General features: G+C 56.7%; 16 protein-coding genes. 11 read left to right on the plus strand and 5 right to left on the minus strand.

Translation table 11 applies throughout. The features are described 5' to 3' along the window. Positions 1-2: 2 nt before the first annotated feature. Positions 3-353 (minus strand): winged helix-turn-helix domain-containing protein, encoded by a 351-nt coding sequence (locus OKW78_RS14060; RefSeq protein WP_004048640.1) that lies wholly within the window; start codon positions 351-353, stop codon positions 3-5. Positions 354-484: 131 nt separating this feature from the next. Here OKW78_RS14060 and OKW78_RS14065 point away from each other — a divergent pair, with 131 nt between their 5' ends. After that, positions 485-1,153, plus strand: coding sequence for a plastocyanin/azurin family copper-binding protein (locus OKW78_RS14065; protein WP_080505589.1), 669 nt, complete (start codon positions 485-487; stop codon positions 1,151-1,153). 56 nt (positions 1,154-1,209) lie between these two features. On the opposite strand, the gene OKW78_RS14070 is transcribed toward OKW78_RS14065, so the two are convergent. Next, positions 1,210-1,743, minus strand: a complete 534-nt coding sequence (locus tag OKW78_RS14070) for a hypothetical protein (protein WP_123624173.1) — start codon at positions 1,741-1,743, stop codon at positions 1,210-1,212. 399 nt (positions 1,744-2,142) lie between these two features. Between OKW78_RS14070 and OKW78_RS14075 the strand changes: the two genes are divergently transcribed. Beyond that, the gene (locus OKW78_RS14075; protein WP_160163143.1) at positions 2,143-2,658 is read left to right on the plus strand and encodes a S16 family serine protease; all 516 of its coding nucleotides are present in this window, start codon (positions 2,143-2,145) and stop codon (positions 2,656-2,658) included. Between the two features lie 54 nt (positions 2,659-2,712). On the opposite strand, the gene OKW78_RS14080 is transcribed toward OKW78_RS14075, so the two are convergent. Further along, positions 2,713-2,910, minus strand: a complete 198-nt coding sequence (locus OKW78_RS14080) for a heavy-metal-associated domain-containing protein (protein WP_080505595.1) — start codon at positions 2,908-2,910, stop codon at positions 2,713-2,715. 134 nt (positions 2,911-3,044) lie between these two features. Here OKW78_RS14080 and OKW78_RS14085 point away from each other — a divergent pair, with 134 nt between their 5' ends. The 6 genes from OKW78_RS14085 to OKW78_RS14115 all read left to right on the plus strand — a co-directional run bounded on the left by OKW78_RS14085 (position 3,045) and on the right by OKW78_RS14115 (position 10,463). Next, positions 3,045-3,635: an AsnC family transcriptional regulator gene (locus OKW78_RS14085; RefSeq protein WP_080505591.1), complete on the plus strand. Its 591-nt coding sequence runs from the start codon at positions 3,045-3,047 to the stop codon at positions 3,633-3,635. Positions 3,636-3,729: 94 nt separating this feature from the next. Further along, complete coding sequence (locus OKW78_RS14090) at positions 3,730-6,336, plus strand: heavy metal translocating P-type ATPase (RefSeq protein WP_004048645.1); 2,607 nt, start codon at positions 3,730-3,732, stop codon at positions 6,334-6,336. A 238-nt stretch (positions 6,337-6,574) separates the two neighbouring features. After that, a complete protein-coding gene (locus OKW78_RS14095) occupies positions 6,575-7,576 on the plus strand; it encodes a DUF63 family protein (protein ID WP_004048647.1) in 1,002 nt (333 codons plus the stop codon). A gap of 655 nt (positions 7,577-8,231) precedes the next feature. Next, positions 8,232-9,506, plus strand: a complete 1,275-nt coding sequence (locus tag OKW78_RS14105; RefSeq protein WP_281195724.1) for an IS4 family transposase — start codon at positions 8,232-8,234, stop codon at positions 9,504-9,506. A gap of 131 nt (positions 9,507-9,637) precedes the next feature. Continuing rightward, a complete protein-coding gene (locus tag OKW78_RS14110) occupies positions 9,638-9,886 on the plus strand; it encodes a hypothetical protein (RefSeq protein WP_210113943.1) in 249 nt (82 codons plus the stop codon). A gap of 223 nt (positions 9,887-10,109) precedes the next feature. Continuing rightward, complete coding sequence (locus tag OKW78_RS14115) at positions 10,110-10,463, plus strand: hypothetical protein (protein WP_210113942.1); 354 nt, start codon at positions 10,110-10,112, stop codon at positions 10,461-10,463. An 84-nt stretch (positions 10,464-10,547) separates the two neighbouring features. On the opposite strand, the gene OKW78_RS14120 is transcribed toward OKW78_RS14115, so the two are convergent. Continuing rightward, on the minus strand, positions 10,548-11,243 hold the full coding sequence (locus OKW78_RS14120) for a nucleotidyltransferase family protein (RefSeq protein WP_210113941.1): 696 nt from the start codon (positions 11,241-11,243) through the stop codon (positions 10,548-10,550). Beyond that, positions 11,240-11,914, minus strand: a complete 675-nt coding sequence (locus OKW78_RS14125) for a helix-turn-helix domain-containing protein (protein WP_136689351.1) — start codon at positions 11,912-11,914, stop codon at positions 11,240-11,242. The genes OKW78_RS14120 and OKW78_RS14125 overlap by 4 nt, the downstream gene beginning before the upstream one ends. A 493-nt stretch (positions 11,915-12,407) precedes the next feature. Here OKW78_RS14125 and OKW78_RS14130 point away from each other — a divergent pair, with 493 nt between their 5' ends. The 3 genes from OKW78_RS14130 to OKW78_RS14140 all read left to right on the plus strand — a co-directional run bounded on the left by OKW78_RS14130 (position 12,408) and on the right by OKW78_RS14140 (position 15,372). Continuing rightward, complete coding sequence (locus OKW78_RS14130) at positions 12,408-13,280, plus strand: ParA family protein (RefSeq protein ID WP_128904668.1); 873 nt, start codon at positions 12,408-12,410, stop codon at positions 13,278-13,280. Next, positions 13,273-13,758, plus strand: a complete 486-nt coding sequence (locus OKW78_RS14135) for a hypothetical protein (protein ID WP_121513335.1) — start codon at positions 13,273-13,275, stop codon at positions 13,756-13,758. Before OKW78_RS14130 ends, OKW78_RS14135 begins: the two co-directional genes overlap by 8 nt. A 381-nt stretch (positions 13,759-14,139) precedes the next feature. Beyond that, entirely contained in the window at positions 14,140-15,372 is a 1,233-nt protein-coding gene (locus OKW78_RS14140; RefSeq protein ID WP_049987695.1) for a phage integrase SAM-like domain-containing protein, read from the plus strand. Positions 15,373-15,394: the final 22 nt, after the last annotated feature.

Raw genomic sequence — 15,394 nt, forward strand, 5'->3', positions numbered from 1 at the left:
GGTTAGGTGTCTCGGATGTCGCCCCAGATACGCGAGAACCGCTGCGCGGCGTCCTCACGAACGTCCATCTTGATGTCGATCGTTCCATCTTCGATGTCGACATCGACGTGGTCAACGTTTGCTTCGTACACGCTATGATGGCTCCCGTCAGTCTCAATCTGTGTTTGTTCGACGAGCAGATCATTAGCGACCATATCTTCGACCCGGCGGTAAATCGTTGAGAGGGCAACGTCGCATTCCTCGCTCAGTTCCTTCGCTGAGAGGGGGTCCCGGCTCGTCGCGGCCAGAATCTGACGAACCCGTTCCTCCCCGAGGAGGTCTAATAGCTCGTCAGCGCGATGGTCCGTGGACACAGCTGTTCCTCGCAATACAAGTTAATGCCCTGCCGAAACGTATGTAACGACCAGTTTTGCGTCGCACGCAAAACAGCTCACCCGTCTATTTTCCCACCCCTCGTATTCTCACCTGTGAGGTGACCTACGCTATGACAACCAATTCAGGACTCACCCGGCGGCGAGTGCTCCAGTTAACTGGTGGTACAGCGGTTATTGGACTCGCAGGATGTACTGGATCGGAATCAGACGGCAGTGATAGTGGGGCCGAAAGCACTGCGGGATCTACCGAAGACGGAGGCGGGTCGGGGCATGACGAAGGAGAGAACAGTAGCGAAGGAGAATCGGGGCATGACGACGAGGAAGGTCACGATGAAGCCGTCGAGGAACCGAGCGATACAGCTGAGGTGGCGATGGTCACCGAAGACGGAGGATATCACTTCGAACCGCACGTCGTCCGCGTCAATGTCGGTGGGACGGTAACGTGGACTAACGAGAGCGGCAGTCACTCCGCGACGGCCTACCATCCAGACAACGACCAACCCCAGCTCGTTCCCGATGGTGCTGCAGCATGGGATAGTGGTCTCCGCTCGGAGGAAGGAGCGACGTTCGAGCACACTTTCGAGACCGAGGGCGTCTACCACTACTACTGTACGCCCCACGAGACGGTCGGTATGCTCGGGAGCGTCATCGTCGGCGACCCAGATCCACATGAACAGATCGCGCTCGAAGAGCCACCCGAGGAGAAACCAGATACTGTCCGAGAGAAGCTCACCGAACTGAACGGAATGGTTTCGAGTGCACTTGGCGATGACCACTAATTGCTGACGAACGCTCCCGGCATCTTTTCTATCGCTGCCGGACGCGGTTTAAGGAGTCATACCAGTAGGTTATACATAGCGTGTGCTATTGCGAGGGTAAGATACCCTCCCAAAAGGAAGAGAAGAGTTCTTCGAGGCAGTGATGGCAGGCCAATCGTGTCGGATCCGTGAATACGCTCACCGAGGGCATACACGAACCGACCGGCTACCAATGCGAATGGAAGATACACGAGTAGTATCGGGACAACCATCGCATCGAATCTGGCGGTGGCTTCAAGCCGGGACAAGTATTCGAGTTTGAAGATTAGTTCCAGCCCCCCAACAGTGATCCCGGATGCGGCGGTCGCCAAGATCCCCTCCGTTTTCGAGAGTAGTTGGCTTCGCCAGTAGCTCCAGAAATAGAAGACTACGATCAACGGAAGCAGTCGGACGAACGTTTCCTCGATAAAACCGACAAGAAGTATTCCGGTGCGAGAGGTCGTAGCCGGTAGGAGTACAAGCTCAACCTGATACGCGATCCAGACACCGACACCTGTCACTACAGCACTGATCGCCACAAGTGCGAAGAGAGAGCGGTACCTGGTGGACACGGCTGACTAATTGGGGATGCGTCAAGATAGTCGTGTGGAATCTAACACGGGAATACTCGTTTTTGCGCCGAATTTCTGACCGACACCATTCTTATAGATTCACAATCGTTACCAAGTAACATAGTACCATCACTACCCACGAAACACTCCCAGAGTATGCCACCTACCGAACGAGAGACAACGTCCGCATCCACGTCTGACTCAAGTGACGACATCGTCTCTCGCATCGAGCGAGACCTCCTTTCGCGGAGAGAATTTCTTGCCGGACTGGGTCTCGGATCGATAGGCGGTGCCGGTGGAGCAGTCGCTCTCACGCGGTCAGATACCGATTTCCAGTCACTAGCGACACTGGCAGGCGGGGCGGCCTCTCTCCCGGACACACAGTTCCATCTTCCGGCAGTGGATGCAGCTAACTCGGGTCTCATTATCGCGACCAATTTCGAGTTTTCTGATGGCAACGGTGAGCTGTTTGTCAATCTGAACGGTATCGAGATCCGCCACGACCTCCAGCGTGCACTGGATGAGGCGAGACAAACTGCTACCCGTCTTACTGGTCGTTCACTTGGAGATACGGCTACGCACGTATCATTCGTCTCACCTGAGACGGGCACTCTTACACTCCGTGGAAAAAGCTGGGAAGCCGGCCTTACGGTTGCTTTTATTGCCAGTCTTCGCCAGCAGTCGCTGTCGTCTGAAACCCTCATCACTGGAATCGTTGCCGACGATGGCAAGCTGCTCCCGGTTGGCGGAATCAAAGCAAAGGCCCGGAGTGCCCGGGCGTTCGGAGCGACCGAATTGATTGTTCCCAGCGATACCGATTCAGATGTAACTATCGAGGGATTACGCGTGACACCCGTTGAATCGATCTCAGACGCACTTAGCCACTTGGCACAAACTCAACGTTCGGAGCAGTGAAGGCGAGATACGCTACGATGGGGCGTCGCTCGCCTTCTGTCGTGACGTGATAGCTTACGTAGAGGCGTCGTACCCGGCGTCTTCGACCACAGTCACGAGGTCATCTGATTCAGCTGTTCCTTCGACTGTCGCGGATTCCGAGTCCCGATCCGCAGTCGCCGATGTGACTCCGTCGACTTCTTTGAGTGCTTCCTCTACAGTTTGCTCACAGTGTTCACAGGTCATTCCTTCGACCGAGATGGTCTGACTCATATCCATACATAATTAGGGCCCCCTATTCTATGTGCTTTTCTGCTTAGAATCCAAAGTCATTCTGAGTTCAAAATCGCACTCTCAAAGGTTTATTTTGAGAAACAATAATGTATCCTGCGGTGCGACGCTATTGTATGCGCAACCTAGACGAAACAGATCTGGAGATTCTCTCGTTACTAGCCGAAAACGCCCGTCGTCCATTTAGCGCCATCGGCGAAGAAGTTGATTTGTCCGGGCCAGCTGTTTCCGATCGAGTCCAACGATTACAGGAAGCAGATATTATCAACAATTTCACGATCGATGTAAACCGGGCGCACCTTCGGGCCGGTGTTCCAGTATTCATTCAAACAGAAATCGAACCGGAATCACTCGAGGAGGCCCGTACGCGAGTCCGGGAATCGGACGGCATCGAACACGTCTTCACGACCTCAGAAGGCGATCTCTGGTTCTATGCCCGCGTTGAGGCACAGAACGTCCGTCAGTGGGTAGACAGTCTGTTTGATGGGCTTGGGATGTCTGGATATTCAGTCACCTTGATCGACGAAGCTGAATGGACGCCTTCGATCGACGGCGTCGAATTTGCTCTCACCTGCACTGAATGTAACAATACCGTCGACAATGAAGGTGAGACGACGCGCATCGATGGCGAGATCTATCACTTCTGTTGCCCATCTTGTCTCGCACGGTTTGAAGACCGCTATCAGCGGCTCGAAGAGGGTGTATAGTACGCTCTTTGGATTCCAAATTTTCTTGGTGTCAATAACCACCTTCTCGAAACAGTAAACCGCCTAAACATAGACCCCGTATAGTAAGATGAGCATGACAAGCCGAACAACCCATCTCGATATTACGGGGATGTCCTGTGCCAACTGTTCAGGAACGATCCAGGACACCCTTGAATCCCTTGACGGGGTATCGAAGGCGGATGCGAACTTCGCCACCGACGAGGGATCCGTGACCTACGATCCCGATGAGGTATCACTCCAGGAAATCTATGAAGCGATCGATGAGGCGGGCTACGGCATAGTCTCGGAGACGGTGTCTATTGCCATCTCCGATATGACGTGTGCCAATTGCGCCGAGACCAACAAAACTGCTCTCGAGAATACACCGGGTGTCGTCACCGCCGAAGTCAACTACGCGACTGACGAAGCGCAGGTCACCTACAATCCGGCAGAGGTGTCTCTCAATACGCTGTATGATGCTATTGAGGACGCTGGCTACTCGCCCGTCCGCGAAGATGGTGATGACGACGAGTCGGGCCAAGACGCACGAGATGCCGCACGACAGGCTGAGACCCAAAAGCAACTCAGACTGACCCTCTTTGGGGCAGTGTTGTCGGCTCCGTTGCTCTTCTTCCTCATCGACAAATTTCTGCTCGGTGGCGCGATCGTCCCTGATGCCGTCTTCGGCGTTGAAATCGGGTGGCTCGAGTTCCTCCTCGCCACACCGGTGCAGGCGATCCTCGGCTGGCCGTTCTATAAGAACTCGTACAAGGCGATCGTGAAAAACGGCCGCGCCAATATGGACGTGTTAATCGCAATCGGTTCAACAACCGCCTATCTCTACTCCGTGGCAGTCCTGTCTGAACTCATTGCAGGTGGGCTCTACTTCGACACGGCAGCGCTCATCCTCGTGTTCATTACGCTCGGTAACTACCTCGAAGCTCGGTCGAAGGGGCAAGCGGGCGAGGCCCTCCGGAAGCTCCTCGAAATGGAAGCCGAGACGGCGACCATTATCCGCGAGGACGGCAGTGAAGAAGAAGTTCCGCTCGAAGAAGTCACAACGGGTGACCGGATGAAAATCCGTCCGGGTGAAAAGGTTCCCACAGACGGCGTCGTTGTCGACGGTCAGTCCGCCGTCGACGAGTCGATGGTCACTGGTGAATCCGTCCCTGTAGAGAAGGAAGAGGGCGATGAGGTCGTCGGCTCGACGATTAACGAGAACGGCGTCCTTGTCGTGGAGGCGACAAAGGTCGGAGAAGATACGGCTCTTCAACAGATCGTTCAGACTGTCAAGGAGGCGCAGTCGCGCCAGCCCGACATCCAGAACCTCGCGGACCGTATCTCCGCGTACTTCGTGCCTGCGGTCATCGCGAACGCTCTCCTCTGGGGCATTGTTTGGTTCCTGTTCCCGGAGGTACTGGCTGGCTTCGTCGACTGGCTCCCGCTGTGGGGTCAGGTCGCTGGCGGCCCGGCCCCGGTCGGTGGGACCGTTTCCGTCTTCGAGTTCGCGATTATTGTCTTCGCGTCCTCGATCCTCATCGCCTGTCCCTGTGCGCTGGGGCTGGCGACGCCCGCAGCCACGATGGTCGGGACGACGATTGGTGCCCAGAACGGCGTCCTGTTCAAGGGCGGTGACATCCTCGAACGCGCAAAAGACGTCGACACGGTCGTCTTCGACAAGACGGGCACCCTCACGGAGGGTGAAATGGAATTGACCGATGTGGTCGTCTTCGATAGCGATGGAAATGCAGTGACTGACGGTGGCGAGCCGACGCCAGATGGTGGACAGATCAGCACTCGTGAGCGCCTCTCCGAGGACAACGTGCTGCGGCTGGCGGCGATAGCAGAAAGCGGAAGCGAACACCCGCTCGCGCGGGCAATCGTCGACGGGGCTGAAGAACGCGGGCTGGACGTGACTGAGCCCGACGACTTCGAGAACGTTCCTGGTCACGGGATCAAAGCGGTTGTTGGTGACAACGAGGTACTGGTCGGCAACCGCAAGTTGCTGCGAGACAACGACATCGACCCGTCACCCGCCGAGGAGACGATGGAACGCCTCGAAAACGAGGGGAAGACGGCGATGCTTGTCGCTTCCGAGGGCAAACTGGTTGGTGTAGTGGCTGACGCCGACACAATCAAAGAGAGCTCCAAGCAGGCCGTTACAGCCCTCCAAGAGCGGGGCGTCGACGTAATGATGATTACGGGCGACAACGAGCGAACTGCTCGTGCGGTCGCCAAACAGGTGGGTATCGACCCGGAGAATGTCCGAGCAGGGGTCCTTCCCGAAGACAAGTCTAACGCGGTCGACAGTATTCAAGACGAGGGCCGTCAGGCGATGATGGTCGGAGACGGCGTCAACGACGCCCCCGCGCTCGCGGTCGCGCACGTGGGGACAGCCATCGGCTCCGGCACGGACGTGGCCATCGAGGCTGCAGACCTTACGCTGATGCGCGACGACCCGCTCGACGTGGTGAAGGCGATCCGAATCTCGGACGCGACACTCCAGAAGATCAAGCAGAACCTCGTGTGGGCGCTCGGATACAATACCGCGATGATTCCCCTCGCGTCGCTCGGGCTGCTCCAGCCGGTGCTCGCTGCAGCAGCAATGGCGTTCTCGTCGGTGTCGGTGCTGACGAACAGCCTGTTGTTCCGGCGGTACACCCCCGATCACGACTACAAGCTCTTCGGGTTCCTTCGCTAACCGTCGCCTCTATCTCAATGTCGAATATTTCCCGCCAAACGGTTCGGAGGTACCTCGTCGAGACAGCCAGTAGCGAACCGACGTACCTCCGGGCTCACGAGATCGCCGGTGATCTTGACGGCTCTCCGAGGGCTGTCGCGCAATACCTCAGCCAACTTCAGGACGACCTCTCACTCGTCTCACTCGAACAGTGGGGGCGCTCTAAGAGCACGACGTGGCGCTTGGAGGTGAACGAGTCGTGAGTACTGTCACGCGACGCGTCGAAACCGCCCTTCCGGAAACAGGCTCACGCGAGTGGTGGGCGCTGTACCTACTTGCTCCGCCCGTCCTCATCGGTGCGGGAATCCTTGCGTTCCCGGGCCTCGTCTTCGACCAGTTCATTTGGCAGTACCTCTGGGGACCAGTCGTCGCTGACGCTGCCAGTGAGCCAGTCATGCATGAGGGGATTCGTGCTGTTCGGGGCTACAACGCGGTGAACACCGTAACCTACCTCGCGGCGGTCGTGTACAGCCTCCCCGGACTACGAGTGTATCTCGATCAACTCGACGTCACGTTTGACGCACGACTGGCCTACGGGTTCGCCCCGATCATTATCGCCGGCGGAGCGATGCGCGCCCTCGAGGACATCGGCCTACTCGGGGACTACGCGGTGTGGTTCATCACGCCGTCAATCTACTTTGTCGTTACCGCTGTCACCGTCCTCGCGCTCGGCATCGGCGCACTTGCGCGTGATCGGAATACCGGTTCCATTCCGTCAACGGTCGGGCTTATCGGGTCGGTGTGGGCTGTCGGTGCTGTCGGGTGGGTGCTTTGGTACGGCCTCTCGACGTCGACCCCGCTCCGTCTGTGGGTTCCTGTCGCAACGACGGGGATTGCTCTCGGGGCGACCGCGCTCTACTACTGGGGAGCGAGTTTCGTCAATGTCACACACCTTCGACACCCGCTGATTCTGCTGGCCGTCTTTGGCCAGCTGTGGGACGCTGCACAGAACCTCATCGGTGTGACGTTTCTCGGCTACTCCCCCAAGCTGGTCGTCACGAATCTCGTATACCAGGCGACTGGATTTGCCGGATCGACGTTCGTGCTGAAACTCGTCGTGACTGTCGGCATCGTGTGGTATCTCGCTGATGCGAAAGAGGAGATGAACCACACATGGTGGTGGCTTATGACGTTCTTCATCGGAGCGATCGGGCTCCCGATGGGCGTTCGCGGGTCACTTCGGATGCTACTGGGGGCCTAACAACGGCCTCGGCGATGTACCGCGCTTTCTGTTAAGAATCGAAACCGGCCGAACGGTATCTGGGATGGTGGATTGAGGCGTTCACCGCGCGTAGCCTTGCTGGATCACTCCCGTTTCGAAAGAAAACAGAGTGGAGTGTGGGACCGGCGTGTCCTAGAATAGACAATCCTACCGAAGGCGACTGTGATCACATTCCGGGTTATTAGTAACAGGGGTAAAGCGTATGGGAACTACTGTTGTATCGTCTAATAATGCCGCAACCGTGGAATCGTCGTCGGGTGCTTCAACATAGTGGTACAATCGGAATACTAGGTCTTACAGGCTGTCTAGGTGGCTCAAGCACGAACTCATGGGATATTGATGACCCAGTAGCAGTGGCATCAGCACAACAATTTAACTCACCAGGATGTAGCTGTTGCGAGCAGTATGCATCATATCTTCGTGAGAATATCACTGGTGACCTCTCAGAGACCGTACCGGATGATATCCAAGCAGTAAAGCAGGAATATGGGATCCCCGAAGACCTCCAGAGCTGTCACACCATCTGTCTTTAGTTAAGCGAGAAACCGCGAGATAGCGGCGGCTTATCGAGGCATCTTTCGGAAGGAATGAGGAAGTCCAGTCTGTGCACGACAAGGACTCCTCATCTCGAATTATGCGTCGACTCACTACACTGTTTCCCTCTGAGTTCCTCGAAGAGCACGCCGAGGAACTCGGCGTGGTCGAACGTGACCGCAAGCTCCAGATCCCTGCCTTCGTCTGGACATTCGTGTTCGGCTTCGCCGCAGGCGAAAGCCGAACACTCGCCGGGTTTAGACGCTGTTACAACTCTACTGCCGATGAGACGATCTCTCCGGGTGGATTCTATCAGCGGTTGACACCGACGCTTGCAGAGTATCTCCGCGACCTCGTCGAGCGCGGTCTCGACGAGGTCGCTGTTCCTAACGCTGTTGACGCTGATATCGACCGATTTAGAGACGTGATGATCGCTGATGGAACGGTGTTGCGGTTACACGAATTTCTCTCAGACCAATTCGAAGCCCGCCACGAGGAGCAGGCTGGAGCGAAGCTCCACCTGCTCCACAATGCCACAGAGCAGACGATTGAACGGCTCGATACTGCTAACGAGAAAACGCACGACAGCACCTTGTTCAAAACAGGGCCGTGGCTTGAGAATCGCCTCGTGTTGTTCGATCTTGCCTACTTCAAGTACCGCCGGTTTGCGCTGATCGACGAGAACGACGGCTACTTCGTGAGTCGGCTGAAGCAGAACGCAAACCCGGTGATTACGGCAGAATTACGGGAATGGCGCGGCCGCGCCATTCCCTTAGAGGGCAAGCAGCTCCGAGCTGTTCTCGATGACCTTGACCGGAAATACATCGATGTGGAGGTCGAAGTCGAATTCAAACGGGGGCCGTACAATGGGACACAGTCGCTGGATACGAAGCGATTTCGCGTCGTCGGCGTCCGCAACGAGGACGCCGACGACTACCACCTGTACATGACGAATTTAGCTAGGGAGGAGTTCTTTCCGGCGGATTTAGCGGAGATCTACCGCTGTCGGTGGGAAGTTGAGTTGCTGTTCCGGGAGCTGAAGACGCAGTACGAATTGGACGAGTTCGACACGAGTGACGAACACGTGGTGAGGATCTTATTGTACGCAGCGCTGCTGTCGCTGCTTGTAAGCCGCGATCTGTTGGATCTAGTCACTGAGCAGGCGGATGATGAGCTTGTGTTTCCGACAGAGCGCTGGGCGGCGACCTTCCGGTCGCACGCCCAGCTCATTCTCCACGAACTCGGTGAGTTCCTCGGCTACTCACCGCCGCCGCTGCTCGACCGGCTGATCGAAGACGCTCAAAAGATCCACCAGCAACGACCAATCTTACAAGAGACGCTCGCTACCGCTACACAACCGAGGTGTGAGGCTTAACTAAAGACGGATGAGTCATCCACAATGACGGTCGAGTTTAGAGGGGCAGCGAACGTTGTTTTGACGCCGCTCGTATTTCAAAGCCCGACTAAGCGATAGCTTTGTACTAGCGGATAGAATCACGTGAAGTAATGAGTAGAGGTGGAGGTGACCCCGTTGGATTGGTTATTGGGCTTGTCGTCGGAAATTTTGCGTACCTGTTATTCACCCTCATTCTATCGATGATAATCGGTGTTGCCCCGGCAGACATTTTCTCCGGGCCGTTCTCTGGTGCAGCGAATAGTCTCGTGATGGGATGGGTTGCTATCGGTGCGTTGTTGGGTGTGATTGACGTGTTGGCCGTCGTCGGGTTCATATCGTCGCTAACCAGTGGCTGGTAATCTAACCAGGATCTCAAGCGTTCGTGAGGCCCTGTGAGCTACTGCTCCACATCTAACTCCCGCGTTCTCGGGCATCTCACCATCTTCCGTACGGCCACCAGAAGTCAGTGTTGCGAGCATCGTCGATAGCGATCCGCGAGCACTCTAACCCCTTGTCCCTTCGTGGATCTGTCTTCTTCTCGGTAAACCATCGGTGTGAGAAGGATCCGTTCGAGTTTGTCTGATGGAGGTGGTTCTGAAAGTCACGTTACGCCCGCTCCGTTCGTTCACGATGGCACAACCTTCCAAAGCCGAAATACAATCTATGACAAAGGAACCGATTGAGGTACTCGACGACCTGGCCGACCAGGTCGCCGATGAGTTCGAGGCGTATAGACAGCCGGACGAATTCAAGGATGTCTCGCTCGTGATCGAGAACAGCGACGAGGAGCGTCCGACGCTGATCGTCCACGTCGATAGGGAGGATGCGGAGTCCCTTGCCGACCGTATTGATGAGTTCCTCCGCGAGCACGGTGCTCGTACTGAACGGGAACGACACTCAGCTACGGATGTCCGCGTGTTAGCGACGGTCGACTGACACCGCCCCTCCAATTTTTCGACTGACTGCAAGCACCGCTGAAGGGCCCTATCTTCACTTCCGAGCAAGGGGGTCCCGACCGCTTCAGCTCAGGTAGTCAATCTGTGCAGACAGATACTCTTGGAGAGCGGTGACCGTTTCTTCTGAGACAGCTGAGGCCCCGAAGTCACTCCGAAATCCGTGTTTGAGTTCGTCACTCTCCAAGATCTCCAGACCACGCTCAAGTTGCTCCCGGAGCTCATCGTCGTCCCCTCGCCGCAGGTGGGGTGTGACAGCGTTGAGGTCGCTCTCTTCTGCGACCGCCAGGACGTCCCGAAGGTCCGTTTCTCTGCCGCTGTGGAGCTTTGCCGCCACGAGGACGGCCCCATCGATCACTCTGGCTGTCGTCGTCACTGTGCCTCCGCTCACCTCCTGTTGGTGGCTGTGGTCGTACAGGTAGTCGAACGACCACTGTGCCTCCGTCTGGCGACACGCGAGTCCGTTCACCAGGAGATCGAAGCCGATCGGCTGCTGCGGCGTGAGCCGCTTCTCGTACTCGATTACTTCGGTGTCGTAGAACCATTCTTTGGCGTGGCTGTCCGTTTTCTCGAATCCCCGCTGTTCGAGGAACTCGACGAAGTCAGCTTTGGAATCCGGCGCGACGACGATATCGAGGTCCGTGGAGAAGCGAGCATTGAATGCTGAGACAGCGTAGCCGCCAACAAGAACGTACTCGTGGCCCTCTTTGGTGAGCTCCTCGAGCAGTTCGATGAGCGCGTCACTTCGGTTGTTGAAGCTCATGGCTGCGCCCGTTCGGTCTCTCGATACGTGACGCCGAGGTCAAGGTCCTCGTACATCCGGTCGAGCATCGCCAGCGCCGACTGGAACTGGGCGTAGTTCTCGCGCATGTACTCGATCGTCTCTGCTCTCGGTATCACCGGGTACCCTTCGACGTGCTCGATATCGAGTGACGCGCGTGGCTCGAGGACCATTTGTAGCGGTCCGCTAAGCTCGTCTCGGGGCTGTCGTTCGAATGCGGTCGGGAGGTCGAAGGACTCGAAGAACCCCTCCCAGGCGTCGACGTCCTGCTCACGAACAGCCAGGAACAGTGGATAGTCGTTGGGCTCGCGACCGACTTGGTAGCCGCCCTGAGTCCACACGTAGACGGCGTCGATCCGCGTGAACGCGAACGGCCAGTCACCGAATTGTGGGATGACGTATGTTTCCTCGATGGAGGGTGGACTGACGCCAGCGCTGGCAGCGACGAGCTCGAGCGCTGCGTCGCGTACGCGCTCGTCGACTACAGTGAGGCCGTCATCATAGGAAACGTAGCCTGCCTCTTCCAGCCGATTGACGGCCTGTCTCACTGTCTCGTAGGGCGTGTGGAGGTGTTGGGCGACACGGCGGATGGAGTCACCACTCTCGATGGCGAGGATAGTCTGTGCCGCCGTGTCGTCGAGAACCTCATACATCTGGTAGTTACCAATAATCCGGTAACAGCTAAAGGTCTTACTAGAAGACGGGGTAGAACGGCTCTGTCTGAGTTCTATCACTCGGGACTCTCCCATTGAATGACTGAAGAATGTAGATCTCATAGCCAATCTGCATAATGTGGATAATGTAGATAATGTAAATTGGGCTTCTTCAATTGGTTCGTGTGGGTGGCAAAGATTGTGATGAATGCGTATGAAATGCTGATTATCTAAATTATGTAGATTGCGTAGGGTCGACGGTGATTATGCCAATTGAGATTGTGCCAACAATCTACGTAATGTACAAAATGTAGATTGTGTAGATGGCGTACGCAATCTGTCTGGCACAGAATTAAGATGGACGAGCATCATTGACCGCGTATGACCAGTGCAAAACGTACATTATCGACAAAACTCGCGCAACCTTCAACATCTACCCAATGTACATTACCTACAAAATGTACAAAATCCGCTTCTTACGGGGTGCTGAGCTATGAGTGCTGACGAGTTTGAAGGGCTCCCCGGAGCAGCTGTCTCGTTGCTCAAGGGAGGGGTAGGGAAATCCACGATCGCGCTCAACATCGCTGATCGACTCGCTGCTCGTGGCCATGAGACGGTACTATTGGATCTGGATAAGGACGGGCACATGACGACCCAGTTGGGATACGACGATGCGTACGACCGAGATGCGAACCTCGGTGACGCCCTTATCGATGGTGAGGACCCCGAAGACCTGCTTATCGAGACGGACTTCGGCGTTCACCTACTCCCGTCGAGTAACGAGCTCGAGAACGTCGAGACGAGGCTGAAGGACGAACGGTTCGCAGACGTGAAGCTTCGACGGAACGTCGTCGATCCGCTCATTCAAAACGGATACGACTACGTGATAATTGATGCCGCAGGCGGCCGTGGGAAACTCTCCGACAATGCCCTCATCGCCGTCCAGCGCGTCATAATCCCGCTAATCCCGCGTGCTGGCTCGATCAACGGCCTCAATAAGATGATTGAACGCCAGATCTCCCCAATCCGGCAGAATATCGGGTTGGATATCCTCGCAGTCACTCCGAATATGATTCGCGAAACAATGGGACAACGCAACGAGCATCGGACTCTCGTTGAAAATCTCAACCGGGAGTTCGGTTCATTCGTCCCCGAGTACGCTCGTGTGGACCCGGAGATCTTCGATGCCCTCGATGATTCGGAACGCACCATCGATAGTATTCCGAAGCCAGGGATTCGCGAACGGACCGCGATTTCTCGCGCGTTCAAGCAAGGAATGCCGGTCTCGGAGTTCGACGAAGATTGCGACCAGATCCCGAATTTCGATCACTTAGCGGACCTCGTGGAGGAACACAGCCATGCCTAATGAGGACGACCGTTTCGGGGACGTCGCTGAACAGCTCAAACAAACGGAGGAAGGAGCCGAATCGGATGACGACGAACGTACTGACGCCCAGGATGAACCGCAACCGGATGAAGAGATAACTACTGAGGACACAGAGTCGGAGACTGAGTCCATTCCTGAGCAGGATGAGGAGGATGTGGACGAATCCACCGGTGGACCGGCCTTCTCCTTTGATGAGACCGATATGCACGGCTTCTATGTCCGGGAGGACACGTGGGATGGCGTCACCCGGATGCGATCATCGGTAACTGCTGCGTGTTCTATGTTTGATGTTCCCGAGTTTGAGGGAAGAGAGTTTCAAGATGCGTGTCTCCGGGTAATTGCGGACCACGGTGATGAGGTTGCCCTCCAGATCCTCCGGGAGCGTGGTATCGAAGCCGATGAGGAACGTGTTCAGGAAGTTGTTGAGATGCTGAGCGAGCAAGCTACGAACGACTAACATTGGATTTGGCTGATTTTCCTCACCATTCAAATTTTGTGCGCATTGTACATTATGCAGATTGTGTAGCAAGCTATCTGCTTGCAGTCTTGCGATTATTCTCAGAACCGGGTCCGAACGGCGGTCGCGGTTTTAGTATATCGGTATATGGTTTATACCGTTGGTCAAATCCGAATTTCAGGGGATAGAACCCTTCTATCATCGGAAAAATGGTTATGAGATTTCTGTACTCGATGGTCCTGATTACGCCGGTAATCACGACCACTTTGAAGTACCCCGGCGCCGTCGGTGAAGCACGAATGCTGCAACCGCCTCACGACGACGCTTCCCCCAGGGTAGAGGACCCGAGACCGGGGCTGCAGGACGGTGGAGGGCCGGTGAATGCCTGACCGAGCGCTTTCGACGCCGCTCGACGACAGCTTCGAGCGCTACCTCCAAGACAAGGGGAAAGGCCGGGGCGGCGGCGGTGGGAACTATCGACGTAACGCTGCACGCGAGCTCGAACGGTTCGCCGAGTGGGCCGCCGGCGACCGCGGCGCCGACGACTGGACCGGGATCGCCGACGACGTCGGCCGCGAGCCGACCTTCGACGATCTCGACGAACGCGTGTTCCGGGAGTACGCCCGACATCTCGGTGGAGATCGGGGACTCAAGCAGAACACAGTACAAACCTATTACCGCTATATCTCTGCGTGGTGTGGCTGGTGCGTCAACGAGGGATATCTTGAGGCCCACTACGCGCAGCGAGCGAGTGCGATGGCGCCGCTGCCGGAGGACGACGGTCGCAAGCCCGGCGACCAGCAGGCCTGGACGTCCGAACAGCGCCACGCCCTCACCCGTCACGTCGACGAACGGGCCCGCGACGCCGTCGAGGCGTACACGACACTCCCGGAGGATACTGATCCCCTCGACAAGCAGCGAGCACGCTACGCGGCGTTGAAGGCGGCTCGTGACCGGGCGCTGGTGTTTGTCCTCGCGTACACCGCCGTCCGCGTTGGCGAACTCCTCCGCGATCCGAACGACCCGCGCCGGCGCGGCGTCCGCTGGGAGGACCTCTCCGTCGACGACGGGAGTATGGACGTCTACCGGAAGAAACAGCAATGGGATGCCGCGAGCCTTCCCGATCCGGTGATCTCGCCGTTGCGAAGCTATCGCCAGTTGATGGACCCACCAACGGAGCGCTGGCCGGTGTTTCCGACGTTCGACCAACGGACGCTCGCAGGGCTCGTCCGGGAAAACCTCGCCGAACGAGGGGAACGCCCAGAAGCAATCATTGAACGCCGTGCGGAGTACGCTCGCGACCTGCTGCTGGCGCTCGATGTGGACATTCGGCCGCCGTCGATCACGACGGACGGCGCACGGTCGATTCTCCAACGACTCTCGGAGGCCGCGGAGATCGACATCGACCATCCGAAACACGATTATCTTGCTCCGCACGGTGGCCGTCGTGGCATGGGCGAGGTTCTGGTCCGGGCATTCGGATATACTGTGGCGGCCCGATATCTCGATAATTCTGAGGAGATGGTTCGTGAGCGGTACTCGCATATCGAGGCTGGTGAGTTAGGTGATGTCGCTACTGAGGCCCTTGAGGAGATCGATAGTGTACCGCAGTAACTTATTTCGAGTGAGAGGGGTA

The organism is Halorubrum sp. F4, from assembly GCF_027257195.1.
Classification (GTDB): Archaea; Halobacteriota; Halobacteria; order Halobacteriales; family Haloferacaceae; genus Halorubrum.

What these genes read in the sequence shown, in the direction of transcription:
- OKW78_RS14090 (WP_004048645.1), top strand. Translation starts at nt 3,730, where the DNA reads ATGACAAGCCGAACAACCCATCTCGATATTACGGGGATGTCCTGTGCC.
- OKW78_RS14130 (WP_128904668.1), top strand. Translation starts at nt 12,408, where the DNA reads ATGAGTGCTGACGAGTTTGAAGGGCTCCCCGGAGCAGCTGTCTCGTTG.
- OKW78_RS14080 (WP_080505595.1), bottom strand. Translation starts at nt 2,910, where the DNA reads ATGAGTCAGACCATCTCGGTCGAAGGAATGACCTGTGAACACTGTGAG.
- OKW78_RS14085 (WP_080505591.1), top strand. Translation starts at nt 3,045, where the DNA reads ATGCGCAACCTAGACGAAACAGATCTGGAGATTCTCTCGTTACTAGCC.
- OKW78_RS14105 (WP_281195724.1), top strand. Translation starts at nt 8,232, where the DNA reads ATGCGTCGACTCACTACACTGTTTCCCTCTGAGTTCCTCGAAGAGCAC.
- OKW78_RS14120 (WP_210113941.1), bottom strand. Translation starts at nt 11,243, where the DNA reads ATGAGCTTCAACAACCGAAGTGACGCGCTCATCGAACTGCTCGAGGAG.
- OKW78_RS14135 (WP_121513335.1), top strand. Translation starts at nt 13,273, where the DNA reads ATGCCTAATGAGGACGACCGTTTCGGGGACGTCGCTGAACAGCTCAAA.
- OKW78_RS14110 (WP_210113943.1), top strand. Translation starts at nt 9,638, where the DNA reads ATGAGTAGAGGTGGAGGTGACCCCGTTGGATTGGTTATTGGGCTTGTC.
- OKW78_RS14065 (WP_080505589.1), top strand. Translation starts at nt 485, where the DNA reads ATGACAACCAATTCAGGACTCACCCGGCGGCGAGTGCTCCAGTTAACT.
- OKW78_RS14140 (WP_049987695.1), top strand. Translation starts at nt 14,140, where the DNA reads ATGCCTGACCGAGCGCTTTCGACGCCGCTCGACGACAGCTTCGAGCGC.
- OKW78_RS14125 (WP_136689351.1), bottom strand. Translation starts at nt 11,914, where the DNA reads ATGTATGAGGTTCTCGACGACACGGCGGCACAGACTATCCTCGCCATC.
- OKW78_RS14115 (WP_210113942.1), top strand. Translation starts at nt 10,110, where the DNA reads ATGGAGGTGGTTCTGAAAGTCACGTTACGCCCGCTCCGTTCGTTCACG.